Annotated in this window: 15 protein-coding genes; 11 read left to right on the plus strand and 4 right to left on the minus strand. The window is 71.0% G+C overall.

The window, feature by feature from the left end; all coding sequences use genetic code 11:
• Window positions 1-77: 77 nt before the first annotated feature.
• The 9 genes from ASC58_RS18675 to ASC58_RS18715 all read left to right on the plus strand — a co-directional run bounded on the left by ASC58_RS18675 (window position 78) and on the right by ASC58_RS18715 (window position 11173).
• The gene (locus ASC58_RS18675; RefSeq protein ID WP_056920334.1) at window positions 78-2573 is read left to right on the plus strand and encodes a sodium-translocating pyrophosphatase; all 2496 of its coding nucleotides are present in this window, start codon (window positions 78-80) and stop codon (window positions 2571-2573) included.
• Window positions 2574-2667: 94 nt separating this feature from the next.
• On the plus strand, window positions 2668-3141 hold the full coding sequence (locus ASC58_RS18680; RefSeq protein WP_056920335.1) for a GNAT family N-acetyltransferase: 474 nt from the start codon (window positions 2668-2670) through the stop codon (window positions 3139-3141).
• A 9-nt stretch (window positions 3142-3150) separates the two neighbouring features.
• Window positions 3151-3864 carry an AIM24 family protein gene (locus ASC58_RS18685; RefSeq protein WP_056915721.1) on the plus strand — a complete coding sequence of 238 codons (714 nt, stop codon included), beginning with the start codon at window positions 3151-3153 and terminating at the stop codon, window positions 3862-3864.
• Window positions 3864-5369, plus strand: a complete 1506-nt coding sequence (locus ASC58_RS18690) for a PqqD family peptide modification chaperone (protein ID WP_056920336.1) — start codon at window positions 3864-3866, stop codon at window positions 5367-5369. Before ASC58_RS18685 ends, ASC58_RS18690 begins: the two co-directional genes overlap by 1 nt.
• Entirely contained in the window at window positions 5366-5917 is a 552-nt protein-coding gene (locus ASC58_RS18695) for a chloramphenicol phosphotransferase CPT family protein (RefSeq protein ID WP_056920337.1), read from the plus strand. Before ASC58_RS18690 ends, ASC58_RS18695 begins: the two co-directional genes overlap by 4 nt.
• Window positions 5918-6008: 91 nt before the next feature.
• The gene (locus ASC58_RS18700; protein ID WP_157598572.1) at window positions 6009-6611 is read left to right on the plus strand and encodes a TetR/AcrR family transcriptional regulator; all 603 of its coding nucleotides are present in this window, start codon (window positions 6009-6011) and stop codon (window positions 6609-6611) included.
• Window positions 6611-8344, plus strand: coding sequence for an ABC transporter ATP-binding protein (locus ASC58_RS18705; RefSeq protein WP_056920339.1), 1734 nt, complete (start codon window positions 6611-6613; stop codon window positions 8342-8344). The genes ASC58_RS18700 and ASC58_RS18705 overlap by 1 nt, the downstream gene beginning before the upstream one ends.
• The gene (locus tag ASC58_RS18710; protein ID WP_056920340.1) at window positions 8341-10377 is read left to right on the plus strand and encodes an ABC transporter ATP-binding protein; all 2037 of its coding nucleotides are present in this window, start codon (window positions 8341-8343) and stop codon (window positions 10375-10377) included. Before ASC58_RS18705 ends, ASC58_RS18710 begins: the two co-directional genes overlap by 4 nt.
• A complete protein-coding gene (locus ASC58_RS18715) occupies window positions 10370-11173 on the plus strand; it encodes a pentapeptide repeat-containing protein (RefSeq protein ID WP_056920341.1) in 804 nt (267 codons plus the stop codon). Before ASC58_RS18710 ends, ASC58_RS18715 begins: the two co-directional genes overlap by 8 nt.
• A 62-nt stretch (window positions 11174-11235) precedes the next feature.
• Here the strand turns inward: ASC58_RS18715 and ASC58_RS18720 are convergent, their stop codons facing one another.
• The gene (locus tag ASC58_RS18720) at window positions 11236-12219 is read right to left on the minus strand and encodes a hypothetical protein (RefSeq protein WP_056920342.1); all 984 of its coding nucleotides are present in this window, start codon (window positions 12217-12219) and stop codon (window positions 11236-11238) included.
• A 159-nt stretch (window positions 12220-12378) separates the two neighbouring features.
• On the opposite strand from ASC58_RS18720, the gene ASC58_RS18725 reads away from it, so the two are divergent.
• Together ASC58_RS18725 and ASC58_RS18730 are read left to right on the plus strand one after the other, a co-directional pair.
• On the plus strand, window positions 12379-14139 hold the full coding sequence (locus ASC58_RS18725) for a sodium:solute symporter family protein (RefSeq protein WP_056915713.1): 1761 nt from the start codon (window positions 12379-12381) through the stop codon (window positions 14137-14139).
• Between the two features lie 11 nt (window positions 14140-14150).
• Window positions 14151-14462: a hypothetical protein gene (locus tag ASC58_RS18730; protein ID WP_056920343.1), complete on the plus strand. Its 312-nt coding sequence runs from the start codon at window positions 14151-14153 to the stop codon at window positions 14460-14462.
• A 13-nt stretch (window positions 14463-14475) separates the two neighbouring features.
• Here the strand turns inward: ASC58_RS18730 and ASC58_RS18735 are convergent, their stop codons facing one another.
• The 3 genes from ASC58_RS18735 to ASC58_RS18745 are packed head-to-tail and all read right to left on the minus strand — an operon-like array spanning window position 14476 to window position 16786.
• Complete coding sequence (locus tag ASC58_RS18735; RefSeq protein ID WP_056920344.1) at window positions 14476-15663, minus strand: MFS transporter; 1188 nt, start codon at window positions 15661-15663, stop codon at window positions 14476-14478.
• A gap of 20 nt (window positions 15664-15683) precedes the next feature.
• Complete coding sequence (locus tag ASC58_RS18740; RefSeq protein ID WP_056915710.1) at window positions 15684-16085, minus strand: VOC family protein; 402 nt, start codon at window positions 16083-16085, stop codon at window positions 15684-15686.
• Entirely contained in the window at window positions 16082-16786 is a 705-nt protein-coding gene (locus ASC58_RS18745; RefSeq protein ID WP_056920345.1) for a TetR/AcrR family transcriptional regulator C-terminal domain-containing protein, read from the minus strand. The genes ASC58_RS18740 and ASC58_RS18745 overlap by 4 nt, the downstream gene beginning before the upstream one ends.
• Between the last annotated feature and the right edge of the window lie 84 nt (window positions 16787-16870).

Genomic DNA, 16870 nt, shown 5'->3' on the forward strand with positions numbered 1-16870 from the left:
CATCGTCCCCCGTGGTGGTGCGTCATCACGTCGTGCCCGGGGACGAGCCCGCAGTGTTCCCCATCGAGGAGGATGGAATGTCGCGCCTTGCGCCTGCCGCCGCTGCTGACCTGCAGCTGGACGGCACCAATCTCACCCTGGTCATAGCCGTGCTCGCCATCTCGGTGATCGCGCTGGTCATGGGTGTCTTCTTCCGCCAGCAGGTGCTGGCGGCCGACCCCGGCACCGAGAAGATGCAGGAAATCGGCGCCGCCGTCGAGGAAGGTGCGCAGGCGTTCCTCGCCCGCCAGTTCAAGACGCTGTCGGTGTTCGTCGGCCTCGTCTTCTTCCTCCTGCTCCTGCTCCCTGCCGACACCGCCGGCGTCCGCTGGGGACGTTCCGCCTTCTTCATCGTCGGCGCGCTGTTCTCCGCGGCGATCGGCTACTTCGGCATGAGCCTGGCCGTGAAGGCCAACGTCCGCGTCGCGTCCGCCGCCCGCGGTGGCGACCGTGACTCCGGCATGCGGATCGCCTTCCGCACCGGTGGCACGGTCGGTATGGCGACGGTGGGCCTGGGCCTGCTCGGCGCCTCCGTGGTCGTCCTGCTCTACAAGGGCGACGCCCCCAAGGTGCTCGAGGGCTTCGGCTTCGGCGCCGCCCTGCTCGCCATGTTCATGCGTGTCGGCGGTGGCATCTTCACCAAGGCTGCCGACGTGGGCGCCGACCTGGTCGGCAAGGTCGAGGCCGGCATCCCCGAGGACGACCCCCGCAACGCCGCGACGATCGCCGACAACGTCGGTGACAACGTGGGTGACTGCGCGGGCATGGCCGCGGACCTGTTCGAGTCCTACGCCGTCATGCTCGTCGCCGCCCTCATCCTCGGGTCGGCCGCCTTCGGCAGCTACGGCCTCGTCTTCCCGCTGATCGTGCCGGCCATCGGCGCGATCACCGCCCTGATCGGCGTCTTCATCACGCGCGTCAAGCCCGGTGAGAACGCCCTCTCGGCCATCAACCGCGGCTTCTACATCTCGGCCGCCATCGCTGCCGTGCTCTCCGGTGTCGCCGCCTTCATCTACCTGCCCGACAGCTACGCCGGGCTCGGTTCGTCGAACGCCGGGATCAGCGCCCTCTCGGGCAACCCGCGCTACGCCGCGATCCTGGCCGTGCTCATCGGCATCGTCCTCGCGGCCGTCATCCTCTGGCTGACGGGGTACTTCACCGGCACCGACAAGCGGCCCACCAAGGACGTCGCCCGCACCTCGCTCACCGGTGCGGCCACGGTCGTCCTGTCGGGCATCGGGGTCGGCCTCGAGTCGGCCGTCTACACGGCCGTCATCATCGGTGGCGCCGTCTACGCGGCCTTCCTGCTCGGTGGCGGCTCGGTCATCCTGTCGCTGTTCTTCATCGCGCTGGCGGGCTGCGGCCTGCTCACCACGGTCGGCGTCATCGTCGCCATGGACACCTTCGGCCCGGTCTCCGACAACGCCCAGGGCATCGCCGAGATGTCCGGCGACGTCGACGGCGAGGGCGCGCAGATCCTCACCGACCTCGACGCGGTGGGCAACACCACGAAGGCGATCACCAAGGGCATCGCGATCGCCACGGCCGTGCTGGCCGCGACCGCCCTGTTCGGCTCCTACTCCGACGCGTGGCAGGCGAAGTTCGAGCCGATCTTCACCGCGCTGCAGCAGAAGACGCAGAGCGACCTCATCGCCAAGGTCCAGGGTGGCTCGCTCACCCAGGAGGCCGCGCAGGCGCAGTTCACGCAGATCCTGCAGAAGGCCAACGCGCCGTTCGACCTGCAGATCGTCACGCCGAGCGTCCTCGTCGGACTCCTCATCGGTGCCGCGACGGTCTTCCTGTTCTCGGGCCTGGCCATCAACGCCGTCACCCGCGCCGCCGGCGCCATCGTGTTCGAGGTGCGTCGCCAGTTCCGCGAGCACCCCGGGATCATGGACTACACGGAGAAGCCGGAGTACGGCAAGGTCGTCGACATCTGCACCCGCGACTCGCTGCGTGAGCTCGCGACCCCCGGCCTGCTGGCCGCACTCATGCCCGTCGCCGTCGGGTTCGGCCTCGGCATCGGGCCGCTCGCCGGCTTCCTGGCCGGCGCGATCGGCACCGGCTGCCTCATGGCGGTGTTCCTCGCCAACTCCGGTGGTGCGTGGGACAACGCGAAGAAGATCGTCGAGGACGGTGCGCACGGCGGCAAGGGCAGCGACGCCCACGCGGCCACGGTCATCGGTGACACCGTAGGTGACCCGTTCAAGGACACCGCCGGCCCGTCGATCAACCCGCTGATCAAGGTGATGAACCTCGTCTCGGTGCTCATCGCCCCGGCGATCGTCACGCTGTCCATCGGGGACGACAAGAACTCGCCGATCCGGTACGGCATCGCCGCGGTCGCCCTGCTCATCGTCGTCATCGCGGTCGCCGTGTCCAAGGCGCGCGACCTCGCCATCGGCGGCGACGAGGACGGCGAGAAGGCCGAGCGGATGGACGCCTCGGCGCCCAGCTCCGGTGAGGCCACCACCACTCCCGGTGAGGCGGTCGACGACGCGACCGGTCACATCGAGGAGCCGGCGAACCGCTAGCCCGCACCACCTCGCCCGAACGGCCGGTCCCACCACCACGGTGGGGCCGGCCGTTCGCCGTCCACCCGGTATGGCGCCCGCGTAGATTCCGCCCATGGCCCCTCCCGCCGAAGTCACCGTCGCCACCGTCACCGAGCAGGACCTCGAGGACCTCGTGCCGTCGATGCTGTCCTACGCCCGCTTCTACCGCGAGGACCCGTCGGTGGACGACCTGGAGGCCATGGCGCGGACCTTCCTCACCGGCGGCGGGGGCACGCAGCTGATCGCCCGTGACGCGCAGGGGCACGCGGCAGGCCACGCGACCGTCCTGTGGAGCTGGGACACCACGCTGGGCCTGCCGCTCGCCGTGATGGAGGACCTGTTCGTCCACGCCGAGTCCCGCTCGCACGGCGCCGGGCGGGCCCTGCTCGAGGCCTGCCGCGGCCTGGCCGCGGACCGCGGGTGCCGCTGGCTCCAGTGGCAGACCGCTCCTGACAACGCCAGGGCGCAGCGGCTCTACGACAGCCTCGGCGGCGATCGGTCCGAGTGGTTCACCTACCGCCTCCCCACCGGGGTGCCTTCGGCCTAGGCTTGCCGCATGCAGAGTCCACTGTTCGAGCAGGCGAACCTCGAGGTCCAGGCGCAGCAGCGCTTCGCCCTCCAGAACCCGCAGATGCTGCGCGTCCACCTCGGCGGCGACGTGCTCGCCGTCAAGGGCGCCATGGTGTCCTACCAGGGCAGCATCCGCTTCGACCACGAGAAGGCCGGCAGCGTCGGCAAGCTGTTCAAGAAGGTCGTCACGGGCGAGGACGTCTCGCTGATGCGGGTCTCCGGCGAGGGGGACGTGTTCTTCGCGTCCGAGGCCGGGTTCGTCTTCCTCGTCGAGCTGACCGGCGACGGCATCAGCCTCAACGCCCGGAACCTGCTCGCGTTCGACTCGAGCATCGAGTGGGACATCAAGCGGGTCCAAGGCGCCGGGATGCTCAGTGGTGGGCTCTTCAACACGACCCTGCACGGCACCGGCACTGCAGCGATCCACACGGTCGGTCAGCCGGTCGTCCTCGACTGCGGTACCCAGCCGACCTACGTCGACGTCCAGGCCTGCGTCGGCTGGTCGGCGAACCTCGTGCCGCAGGTCGTCTCGAGCATGAACGTGCGCTCGATGCTCCGTGGTGGCTCCGGCGAGGCCTTCCAGTACGCGTTCCACGGCCCCGGCTTCGTCATCGTGCAGCCGAGCGAGTGGACGCCGCCGCCGGCCCAGGGTGGAGGCAGCGGGGGAGGGTTCAACCTCGGCGGCCTGCTCGACGGCTGATGGCCTCGACCTCGCCACCCACGGCCACCGACCCCGCACTCGTCGCCGCGCTGCGCACCGACCTGGCCGCCGCGGCATACACGGTCGAAGGGGTGTCCGACCTCCTCGGCCCGCTCGCCGGGGCAGCCCTCGCCCGTGAGCAGGTGCTGCCCGCGCAGCGGGCCACCGCCGACGCGGGCACGCCGCTCGCCACGCTCGTGCGGCTGTTCGGGCTCGGCGACGCGGTCGACACCGACGACGTCGCCGCGGCGCTCCCGACGCTGGGCCTGCAGGGGGCCCAGTCCTTGGGCCTGGTGCGCGAGCAGGGCCCCGGCGTCGTCGCGACGTGCGACCTGCGCCCCTACGGCGACGAGGACCACGCCTGGTGGGTGGCCTCCGACCTCGCCGAGATCGCGACGCGCGAGCCGTTGCACGAGGACCACGTGCTCGGCATCGGCGGTGCCTCGACGACCCTGGCGTCCTGGACCCCGCGTCCCGTGGTCGGTAGGGCGCTCGACATCGGCACCGGGTGCGGCGTCCAGGCCCTCCACCTCGGGGCCCACGCCGGACACGTGACCGTGACCGACCTGTCCGAGCGTGCCCTCGACTACGCCCGCTTCAATGCTGCCCTCAACGACGTCAGCTGGGAGGTCGTGGGCGGTTCGATGCTGGATCCCGTTGCGGGACGGCAGTTCGAGCTCATCGTCAGCAACCCGCCGTTCGTCATCACGCCCCGAACCCCGGACGTCCCGCTCTTCGAGTACCGCGACGGGGGTGCCTCGGGGGATGCCATCGTCGCGGGGCTCGTCCGCTCCATCGGTGACCACCTGGTCCCCGGCGGCATCGCCCAGTTCCTCGGCAACTGGGAGGTCGTCGGCGACACCGACTGGCGTGACCGGGTGCGCGGCTGGGTCGAGGGCACCGGGCTCGACGCCTGGATCGTCCAGCGTGACGTGCAGGACCCCGCCGAGTACGCCGAGACCTGGGCGCGCGACGGCGGCCACCACAGCGCCACGGTCGAGTTCGCGACGATGTATGCCGCGTGGCTGGACGACTTCGCGTCCCGCGACGTGACGGCCGTGGGGTTCGGGGTCGTCACGCTGCAGCGACCGCTCGGCGACCGGGACCCGTTCGTGCACCTGGACGAGGTCGGAGGGCCCGTCGCCCAACCGATGGGGCCCCACGTCCTGGCCGGCATCCGCGCTCGCACCTGGTTGGCCGAGCACGGTGACGACGAGCTGCTCTCCGTCGCCTGGACGGCAGCCGCCGACGTCACCGAGGAGCGGCACTCGCGCCCGGGTGACCCGGACCCCACCGTCATCCTCCTGCGGCAGGGTGGCGGACTGCGACGATCCGTCCGCCTCGACACCGCCGGAGCGGCGCTGCTCAGCGTCTGCGACGGCACGCTGCCCGCCCGCGCCGCGATCGCCGCCATCGCCCAGCTGCTCGAGGTCGACGAGGACGCCCTGCGGCCCGACCTCGTCGCCCTGCTCCGGGAGCTGGTGGCCGACGGTCTGCTGACGTGAGGTCGGGTCCCCACGTCATCGTGCTCAACGGCGGGTCGAGCTCGGGGAAGTCCGCGCTCTCCGCCGCCCTGGTCGACCTGTTGCCCGGCACCTGGCTGCGCCTGTCCGTCGACACGCTGATCGACGCCTTGCCGCCCGGCTTCGACCGGGTCGAGGGCGGCCTGGTGCTGCGTCCGGACGGCACGGTCGGGACCGGACCGGAGTGGCGGCGCGTGGAGCACGCGTGGATGGGCGGGGTCGCGACCATCGCCCGCGAGGTCCCGGTCGTCGTCGAGGACGGGTTCCTGTCCGGACCGGCCGCCCAGGACCGTTGGCGCGGTGCGCTCGAGGGGCTGGACGTGCTCTGGGTCGGGGTCCGGTGCGACCCCGAGGTGGCCGAGGCGAGGGAGCGGGCGCGCGGCGACCGGGTCGTCGGGATGGCGCGGGCGCAGGCGCTCGCAGTCCACGAGGGGATCTACTACGACCTCGAGGTCGACACGGCGCGGTCGTCGCCCCGGGGCGCGGCCGCTTTGGTGGCCGAGCAGGTCCGGGGCGCCCCGACGAAGTGAGCGCCCGCCCCGGTCGTGCACCTCATCTCCTCCATTTCCGCAGGTCAGGAAAGGTGTTGTGAGTGAGTGCTCACTCACTTACTCTGATCGGGTGACTCCCCGAGCCCCCGCCATGGCCCCCGACGAGCGCCGCGCCGCGATCATCGCGTCGACGGTGCCGCTGCTGCGCGACAAGGGCCGGACCGTCAGCACCAAGGAGATCGCCAAGGCGGCGGGGGTGGCGGAGGGCACGATCTTCCGGGTCTTCGAGTCGAAGGACGAGCTCGTCGACGCCTGCGTCCACGACGCGTTCCAGACCGAGTCGCTGGTCCTGCGGCTGCTCGAGATCGACGACGCCCTCCCCCTGCGCGAGCGCCTGGCGGCCGCGGTGGCGACGATGCAGGACTACCTGCGCGGGATCTTCTCCCTCATGACCGTCCTGCAGGCCGGCGGCAAGCCGATGCGCCCGCCCCACAAGGGCCAGGACCCCCGGCGAGAGCGGGCCAACACCGCTGTCGACGACGCGTTCGTCGCGCTGATCGGGGCGGACACGGACCAGCTGCGCCTGCCGGCGCGCGAGCTCGTCAACTACCTGCGGATGCTGACGCTCTCGAGCGTGCACCCGATGCTCCACCACCAGGGCTCCTCACCGCAGGAGCTCGTCGACGTCATCCTCGAGGGCGCCCTGCGGCGTCCCGAGGGAGGGGGGAACTGATGCTCGTCCGGATCGTCCGCGACTACCTGCGGCCCTACCAGGGGCTGGTCACCGTGCTCGTCGGGCTGCAGCTCGTCGGCACCATCGCCTCGCTGTACCTGCCCAGCCTCAACGGCCGCATCATCGACGAGGGGGTGGCTCAGGGCGACACCGGGTTCATCCTGCGCACGGGTGGCTGGATGCTGGCCGTGTCGCTGGCCCAGATCGCCGCGACCGTGTGGGCGACCTACCTAGGCGCGCGTTCCGCCGCCGGCCTCGGCCGTGACCTGCGCGCCCAGGTCTTCGCCCGGGTCGGTGACTTCTCCGCCCAGGAGGTCTCGCGCTTCGGCGCGCCCACCCTCATCTCCCGCACCACCAACGACGTCACCCAGGTGCAGCAGGTCGTCTTCATGGGCGCGGCGATGATGGTCTCGGCGCCCATCATGATGGTCGGCGGCGTCATCATGGCCCTGCGCGAGGACGTCGGTCTCTCGTGGCTGCTGGCCGTGTCCGTCCCGCTGCTGGCGCTGTCGGTCGCCCTCGTGATCCGCCGCATGATCCCGCAGTTCCGGACCATGCAGGAGTCGGTCGACTGGGTGAACCGGGTGCTGCGCGAGCAGATCACGGGCATCCGCGTGGTGCGAGCCTTCGTCCGCGAGGACCACGAGCGGGCCCGGTTCGCCGAGGCCAACACGCAGTACACCGGCACGGCCCTGGCGGTCGGGCGGCTCATGGCCATGGTCTTCCCCATCGTCATGCTGATCTTCAACGCCTCGACGGTGGCGGTGCTGTGGTTCGGCTCGCACCGCGTGGCCAGCGGGCAGATGCAGATCGGCGAGATGACCGCCTTCATGAGCTACCTCATGCAGATCCTCATGTCGGTGATGATGGCGACCTTCATGTCGATGATGATCCCCCGTGCCACCGTGTCGGCCGGGCGCATCGCCGAGGTGCTGGACACCGACTCGACCGTGGTGCCCCCCGCCGACCCCTTGACCATCCCACGGGTCGGTGCCGGCATCGAGCTGCGTGACGTGACCTTCGCCTACCCCGGCGCCGATGTCCCTGTCCTGCAGGGGGTTTCACTCAGGGCCGAGCCGGGCAGGACGACCGCGATCATCGGCAGCACCGGTGCGGGCAAGTCCACGCTGCTGTCGCTGGTCCCGCGCCTGTACGACGTCACGGGTGGTCAGGTCCTCATCGGGGGCGTCGACGTCCGGGACGCTGCGCTCGAGGACGTGTGGGCGCGGATCGGGCTGGTCCCGCAGAAGCCCTACCTCTTCACCGGCACCGTCGCGAGCAACCTGCGCTACGGCGACGCCGACGCGACCGACGACGAGCTGTGGGAGGCGCTGCGCATCGCCCAGGCGGAGGACTTCGTCCGCGCCATGCCGCAGGGGCTGGACTCGCCCATCGTGCAGGGTGGCACCAACGTCTCCGGTGGCCAGCGTCAACGGCTCGCGATCGCGCGTGCCCTCGTGGCCAAGCCGGAGATCTTCCTCTTCGACGACAGCTTCTCGGCCCTGGACCTGTCCACGGACGCCAGGCTGCGGTCGGCGCTCAAGCCGGTCACGCGGCACGCCGCCGTCGTCGTGGTGGCCCAACGGGTGTCGACCATCGTCGACGCCGACCACATCGTCGTCCTCGACGACGGGCTCGTCGTCGGGGCGGGGACCCACGACGACCTGCTCGTGACGTGCCCGACGTACGTCGAGATCGTCGAGTCCCAGCAGAGCGCGGAGGCAGCAGCATGAGCGAAGGTGTGAAGACCGCCGAGGAGAAGGCGGCAGAGGCCCGTCGCGGGCCGGGTGCGCGAGCCGGCCAGCGGCACGGACCCATGATGGGTGCCGGTGTGCCGGCGGAGAAGTCGCAGAACTTCGTCCCCTCCGCGAAGCGCCTCCTCGGCCTGCTCCAGCCCGAGCGCACGCCCCTGTATGCCGTGCTGGCGCTCGCCGTCGCGAGCGTGGGCCTGTCGGCCATCGGCCCGAAGATCCTCGGCCGCGCGACCGACCACATTTTCGCGGGGGTGGTGGGCGCACGGTTCCCGGTCGGGACCGACAAGGCGCAGCTCGTCGAGGCGCTCCGCGCCCGGGGCGAGGGCAAGCTAGCCGACCTCGTCGGCGGGATGCCGTACCTCGTCCCGGGACAGGGCATCGACTTCGGCGCGGTGGGTGACGTGCTGCTCCTGGTGCTGGGCATCTACCTCGTCGCCAGCCTGCTCTCCTGGGCCCAGGGCTGGCTGCTCACCGGGGCGGTGAACCGCACGATCTTCGGTCTGCGCCGCGACGTCGAGGACAAGCTCAACCGGCTTCCGTTGCAGTACTTCGACGGCCAGCCGCGAGGTGAGCTGCTCAGCCGGGTCACCAATGACATCGACAACGTCGCCCAGAGCCTGCAGCAGACGCTCAGCCAGCTGCTGACGTCCCTGCTCACCGTCGTCGCGATGATCGCGATGATGCTCTACATCTCGCCGCTGCTCGCACTGATCGCCCTCGTCACGATCCCCGTGTCGATGGCGGTCACCGCCGCCATCGGCAAGCGCTCGCAGAAGCACTTCGTGCAGCAGTGGAAGAGCACCGGTGAGCTCAACTCGGTCGTCGAGGAGTCCTTCACCGGCCACGAGCTGGTCAAGGTGTTCGGTCGCCAGGACGAGGTGCGGTCGTCGTTCCGCGCCAAGAACGACGACCTGTATGCCGCGGGGTTCGGTGCGCAGTTCGTCAGCGGCATCATCATGCCGACGATGATGTTCATCGGGAACCTCAACTACGTCGTCATCGCCGTGGTCGGCGGGCTGCGGGTCGCGAGCGGCTCGATGACCCTCGGTGACGTGCAGGCCTTCATCCAGTACTCGCGCCAGTTCACCCAGCCCCTCACCCAGGTCGCCTCCATGGCCAACCTCCTGCAGTCCGGGGTGGCCTCGGCCGAGCGCGTCTTCGAGGTGCTCGACGCCACCGAGCAGCGGCCCGACGCGGTCGGCGCGACGGTCCTGGACGAGCCGCGCGGTCGGGTGGAGTTCGAGGACGTCTCCTTCTCCTACGACCCGGCGAACCCGCTCATCGAGCACCTCGACCTCGTCGTCGAGCCCGGCCAGACGGTCGCGATCGTCGGGCCCACCGGTGCGGGCAAGACCACGCTGGTCAACCTCGTGATGCGGTTCTACGAGCTGGATGCCGGGCGCATCACGCTCGACGGCGTCGACATCACGGCCCTGACGCGGCACAACCTGCGCAGCGAGATCGGCATGGTGCTGCAGGACACGTGGCTCTTCGGCGGCACGATCCGCGACAACATCGCCTACGGCAAGCCCGGGTCCTCCGAGGAGGAGGTGCTCGCGGCCGCGAAGGCCACCTACGTCGACCGGTTCGTGCACTCCCTGCCGGACGGGTACGACACCGTCCTGGACGCCGAGGGCGGCAACATCAGTGCCGGGGAGAAGCAGCTGCTGACGATCGCACGGGCGTTCCTGTCCGACCCGGCCCTGCTCATCCTCGACGAGGCGACGAGCTCGGTCGACACCCGCACCGAGCTGCTGGTGCAGCAGGCGATGTCAGCGCTGCGGCACGACCGCACGAGCTTCGTCATCGCCCACCGGCTGTCGACGATCCGCGACGCCGACGTCATCCTCGTGATGCGTGACGGCCAGATCGTCGAGCAGGGTTCGCACGCCGAGCTGCTCGCTCGCGACGGCGCCTACGCCGAGCTGTACGCCGCGCAGTTCAGCGGCGCCGCCGTCGACGTGGACTCCGGGGAGGCCCCCGCCCCCGAGCTGACGCCGGCGCGTGGCTGAGGTCGAGCTCGCTGCGGACTGCTCGCGGTGCTTCGGGTTGTGTTGCGTCGTACCGTCCTTCGCGGCGTCGGCCGACTTCGCCATCGACAAGCCTGCCGCGACGCCCTGCCCCAACCTGGCCCAGGACTTCCGGTGCGGCATCCACACCGAGCTACGGCCGCGCGGCTTCGCCGGCTGCACGGCATACGACTGCTTCGGAGCCGGCCAGCGGGTCTCGCAGGTGACGTTCGGCGGAGTGGACTGGAGGTCCGCGCCCGAGACCGCCGCGCAGATGTATGCGGTGTTCCCGGTGGTGCGCGAGCTGCACGAGCTCCGGCGCCACCTCGGTGAGGCGGCGCGGCTGGTGGCCGGCACCGACCTCGCCGTCAAGGTGTCCGCCCTGGACGCCGAGGTCGAGGCACACGCCGCCGGAACACCGGTCGCCCTGCAGGAGGTCGATCTGGCCCGCGTCGGCGCAGCGGTCGGGGCCCTGCTGGCCACGGTGAGCCTGGGCTCGCGGTCAGGTGGTGGTGGCCCGGGCCCCGACCTGTCGCGCGCCGACCTGGTGGGCAGCGACCAGAGGATGCGCGACCTGCGGCGAGCCAGCCTGCGTGGTGCCCTCCTGCTGGGTGCCGACCTTCGCGGGGTCGACCTCGGACGGACGGACCTGCTGGGGGCGGACCTGCGCGGTGCGCGGCTGGACGGGGCGGACCTGTCCGGCTCGCTCTTCGTCACCGGCCCGCAGGTGGCTTCTGCACGCGGGGACGGAGCGACCCGTCTGCCCCGCGAGCTGGCACGGCCTGATCACTGGACCTGACGCCCGGGGTGCCAGGAGCAGCGCAGGCCGTGCTCCTGGCACCCCGGGGGACCGGCAGGAGGTCAGCCCCGGTGGGCCCGCAGCGGGGTGATCCAGTAGGGAGCGGTGTCCGGGTTCGCGACACCAAAGCGGGCGTTGACCGCCCACAGGGTGCCGCCGACGAGGACCGCGGTGGACGGGACGTCGAGGCTGGCGTCGGTGAGGGTGCGCTGGTACCTCGCCGACCACCCGTGGCGACTCTGCTCGAGTCGCACGACCGACACCTCGGCCTGACCGGTGCCCCTGACGTTGTAGAGGGTCCGGCCCGACAGCTCGAGGCCGTCCCCGCCGGTGATGGCAGGGCCGCCGCGGACCGGGATCGACGTCGTCACGCCGGTGCGCGGGTCGACCCGCCAGAGCCCGCCGACCCGGCTGTTGTTGAGGACCGCCGAACCATCCGACAGCTGGCGGATGCCGTTGGCGTTGTTGGCCACCCCGTCGCCGGCGGGCCAGGCACCACGCAGTTGGAGGAAGGCCGCCGCGGCCCCGGTCGGCTGCGCGTGTCGTCCGAGGGCGATGACCGTGAGCCGGTCGACCCTCGAGTCGGTGACCCAGACCGCGTCGCGGGTCACGACCAGGTCGTTGAGGAAGACGCCGCCGGGGACGACGGTGTCCGAGGCGACCCGACCCGTGCGGCCGTCGACGGCCCAGACGTGTGCGACGCTGCCGACGTTGCCGGCCGCCCAGACCAGCCCGGTGCGGTCGTCGCGGTCGAGGCCACGGATCTGGCGGCCCTCCGCTCCGGGGAGCAGCACGCGGTTCGTCCGGCGGCTGAGGTCGCCGGTGACGATGCGGCCGTCGGCGAGCGACCCGACGTAGTAGGTGTCGCCCGGACCCGCGGTGATGCCTTCCGGGCGCAGGCCGTCGGGGAGGGGGACGAGGGACGTCCTGGCGGCGCCGGCGGGTGCGGCCGCGGCGACGAGGAGTCCGAGGACGGCCGCAAGGGCCGTGAGCAGGAGTGCCGGTGACCTGAGCCATCCGGCGCGTGGGTGCACGGTGTGTTCCATCAATCCATGATGCGTGGGTTGTCCCGAAGCTGCACCGCGACGTCGGGGGCGCGCCATGCCAAGGAGCAGCGGCGCGGGGCCGCGCCGGGGCCCGGGTGCCCTTTCGCCCCACAACGCCTAGGTTTGATCCGCTGGTTTGTCGTCACCTAGGAGCCGCTGATGTCTCACCTCTCCCTCGCGGTGCCCGCCGCGACCACCTTGATCGACGCGAACTGGTTGGACTACCTGCTCGTCGTCATCTACTTCGGGTTCGTCCTGGGCATCGGGTTCATGGCCCGGCGGTCGGTCTCCGACTCGATCGACTTCTTCCTGTCGGGACGCTCGCTGCCCGCGTGGGTCACCGGCCTGGCCTTCATCTCGGCCAACCTCGGTGCCGTCGAGATCATGGGCATGTCGGCCAACGGCGCCGAGATCGGCCTGCCGACGGTGCACTACTTCTGGGTCGGCGCCATCCCCGCGATGTTGTTCCTCGGCGTCGTGATGATGCCCTTCTACTACGGCTCCAAGGTGCGCTCGGTCCCCGAGTTCATGTTCCGGCGGTTCGGCACCGGCGCCCACCTGGTCAACGCGATCAGCTTCGCGGTGGCCCAGCTGCTCATCGCCGGCGTCAACCTCTACCTGCTCGGCTCGATCGTCCACGCGCTGCTCGGCTGGCCCCTCTGGGTCGCGCTGATCGTCGCCGCCGCGATCGTGCTGTCCTACATCACCCTCGGCGGGCTCTCGGCCGCGATCTACAACGAGGTCCTGCAGTTCTTCGTCATCGTGGCCTCGCTGCTGCCGCTGACCCTGATCGGCCTGCACCGCGTCGGTGGGTACGGCGGCCTCAAGGACAAGATCGCCGCGTTCGCGGAGTCTGCTCCCGCCGCCGCGAAGGTCGCTCCCGCGGCCCAGCAGCTCGAGTCCTGGCCCGGTCAGGCGCTCTCGGGGTTCAGCTCGTCGTTCCTGTCTGTCATCGGCATCGTGTTCGGCCTCGGGTTCGTCCTGTCGTTCGGCTACTGGACGACGAACTTCGTCGAGGTGCAGCGCGCCATGGCCTCCAAGTCGATCTCCGCGGCGCGCAAGACGCCGATCATCGGCGCCTTCCCGAAGATGTTCGTCCCGTTCATCGTCATCCTCCCCGGCATGGTCTCGGCCGTCCTGGTCAAGGAGATGATCGACCTCAAGGGTGGCGGTACCCCCGCGGGTGGCGCGTCCGGCGAGGGCGTGAAGTACAACGACGCACTCCTGCTGCTCATGCGTGACGTCCTCCCGAACGGCCTGCTGGGCCTGGCGATCGCGGGTCTGCTGGCCGCGTTCATGGCCGGCATGGCCGCGAACATCTCCGCGTTCAACACCGTCTTCAGCTACGACCTGTGGCAGCGCTACATCCGCAAGGACCACAGCGACGACTACTACCTGCGCATCGGCCGCCTCGCGACCGTCGCGGCGACCGTCATCGCGATCTTCACCGCGACGATCGCGTCGAGCTTCAGCAACGTCATGGACTACCTCCAGACGCTGTTCGGGTTCTTCAACGCACCGTTGTTCGCGACCTTCATCCTCGGCATGTTCTGGAAGCGGATGACGGCCACGGCCGGCTGGGTCGGTCTCTCGAGCGGCACCATCTCCGCGGTGGTCGTGGCGTTCCTCTCCGAGGACGCGTTCGGCTCCGCCAGCCTCGGCGTGCTGGGGCTGTCGGGGCAGGGCGCCAGCTTCGTGGCCGCCTCGACCGCGTTCGTCGTCGACATCGTCGTCAGCGTGCTCGTCACGATGGTGACGGAGCCGAAGCCGGCCTCGGAGCTCAAGGGCCTCGTCTACTCCGAGACGCCCAAGGAGGACCTCCGCGATCCCGAGGAGGCCAGCCAGCCGTGGTACCAGCGCACGATGCCACTCGCCGGCATCGCGCTGCTCATGGTCCTCGTCCTCAACTTCGCCTTCTAGGAGACGCTGCCATGTCCGACAAGACGACCTCGACGAAGCCGGCCAAGAAGACCGCCGGCGCGTTCGACATCCGCAACATCATCGGCAGCCTCCTCGGCCTCTACGGCGTGATCCTGCTGCTCGCAGGGCTGTTCGCCGACAAGGCCCTGGACAAGACCGGAGGCGTCAACGCCAACCTCTGGACGGGCATCGTCCTGATCGTCGTCTCGGCCCTGTTCCTCGGCTGGGCCCGGGTCAAGCCGATCGTCGTCCCCGACGAGGTCGAGAAGGTCGGCGACGACCCGACGCGACCGGCTCCCCGGCGCCGCTCCGGCGGTCACTGACCCGCACCGCCCGTCACCGAGGGGTATGCCGCGTGGTCACCACGCGGCGTACCCCTCTGTCGTCCCTCGCCCGGGTCAGCCCCAGGACCGCCGCGGCGGCGAGGGCGAGGAGGCCTCCCACGACCCACATCAGGTGAGGTGAGGAGCTGAAGAGCGCGCCGGCCAGGGGTGGCGCGACAACCGTGCCGCCGATCGAAGCGGCGCCGTAGAGGCTCTGGTAGCGGCCGTGCATGCCCTCGGGGGCCCGGTCCGCGGCGTGCGCCGTGGCGGTCGGCTTGTAGAGCATCTCCCCGGCCGTGACGACGACGACGGCCGCGAGCACGGTCACGACGGCGGGGGAGGGGGCGACGACCAGCCAGCCGACGCCGACGAGGACGAAGCCGGCGACGATGAGCGGCTCGGGTCGTCGGGCCCGCAGGCGATGGGCCAGCCACGGCTCGAGGAACACGATCAGGGCGCAGTTGAGCGAGATGGTGCTGCCGTAGACCCAGGGCGCCGCGCCGAGCGCCTCGAGCTGCCACGGGACGGCCGAGTACGCGAACCGGTAGGCCGTGTCGGCGGCCACGACGGTGAGCAGCAGCAGGACGAACCGCGGGTCGGCTCGGAGCGCGTCGAGGACGCGGCGCGGGGCGCCGTCGGCGACCGTGGCCCGTGCGGTGGCGGGGACCACGAGGAGGACCACGCCGAGCATCAGCAGGCTGGCGACCGCGTCGATCACGAAGACCGCGCCGAAGTGGTGCACGGCGAGCAGGCCGCCCAGCGGGGGCCCGAGGACGGTGCCGGCGTTGTTGACCGACCGCATCCAGGCGCTGGCCTGACGGCGGTCCTGCGCCGGGAGCGCGCTGGTGACCAGCGCGAAGGAGACCGGGCGCCCGATGCCACCGAGGGCGCCCATGACGAACAGGACCGCGGCGAGGCCGGTGGTCGGCGTGAGCGGGACGGCGACACAGCCGAGGGCGGAGGCGAGCGACGCGACGGCGAGCGTCGGGCGCAGGCCCCACCGGTCGCCGATCGACCCGCCGGCGAGGTTGCCGGCGATCGTGCCCACGCCCCATACGGCGGCGATCGAGCCGGCGGCCACCTCGTCGAGCCCGCGGTCGGACACGAGGTAGAGCGGGACGAACACCCAGGCCATCGAACCGAGCGCGTTGACGAACCGGCCGACGAGCAGCCACCTCACCCAGACCGGAAGCTCGCGCACGTCGGCATCCTGTCAGGTGGTCACCACATGGCGTCGAGCTCGGTGCCTCCGAGGGCCGGGGGGTCGTAGCTGGGCTGGTAGAGCACCATCGTCCCGGCTCCGGGGACCACGAGCTGGACGGTCCGCCCCCATCCCTGGTCGACGACATCGCCCTCGAAGCGGGCGCCGCGCCCCTCGAGCTCGGTCATGGTGGCCTCGAGGTCGTCGCACATCAACGACAGGTCGAACCTCTGGTCGGTGCCACCCGAGCGCCCTTCGTGCTCCCACGAGGAGGGGTGGACGCCGAGCTCGCTCGGGCCGGTTCGGAAGATCAGCCAGCCGCCGCCGGTGTCGGCGCCGGGCAGCTGGAGGACGTCACGGAAGAAGGCGCGCGCGGCCGCGGGGTCCTCGGCGTAGACCAGGGTGTGCAGGGCAGTGATCATGGGACCACGGTAGAAGCCCGGCGGCGCTCGAGCCCCTCGAGCAGGACATCGAGCCCGAACTCGAACTCGGACTGGTCGTCGCACCACCCGAGGGTGGAGGCCGGGTCGTCGTGGGCGACCTCCGCCAGCATGCCGACGAGGTGGGGCACGTGCTCTGCCATCGCCTCGAGCATCTCCTCGGACGCGTCGTCGGCGGCCGCGCCGGGGTCGAAGAGCTCCTGCGAGAAGCCGACGACCCGGCTGCCCAGCGCGTGCAGGGAGTGGTGTGCCAGGTCGTTGCTGAACCCGCCCGCGCGCAGCACCCCCACGACGCCGTCGTAGTAGCGGACGAGGTCGAGGTTCATCGCCGTCCGGGTCTGCAGCACGCCGGGTGCCCAGCGGTGCCGCAGCATCACCTCCCGGGCGGCCAGCGCTCTCGCGCGCAGCGCGCCGCGCCAGTCCGTCGCGGGGTCCGGCGCGTCGAGCGAGGACGTCCCGGCGATGAGCTGGGCGGCCACCAGCTCCACCATCGCGTCGAGCATGGCGTCCTTGTTGGCGACGTGGTTGTACAGGGACATCGCCTCGACGCCCAGCTCCTGACCGATGCGCCGCATCGAGACGGCCCCGATCCCCTCGGCGTCCGCGACGGCGACGGCGGCCTCCCCGATCCGCCCACGACTGAGGGGGCGGGTTGCTGCGGCGGTCTGGGCGGTGTCGGTCACCAGCCAAGGGTAGCCCGCAACCGTTGACAGACTTACGGCGTAGGTCTAACTTACAGCGTACATATTTACACCGTAAGTTGGACT

The sequence above is a fragment of the Phycicoccus sp. Root101 genome (assembly GCF_001426245.1).
Classification (GTDB): domain Bacteria; phylum Actinomycetota; class Actinomycetes; order Actinomycetales; family Dermatophilaceae; genus Pedococcus.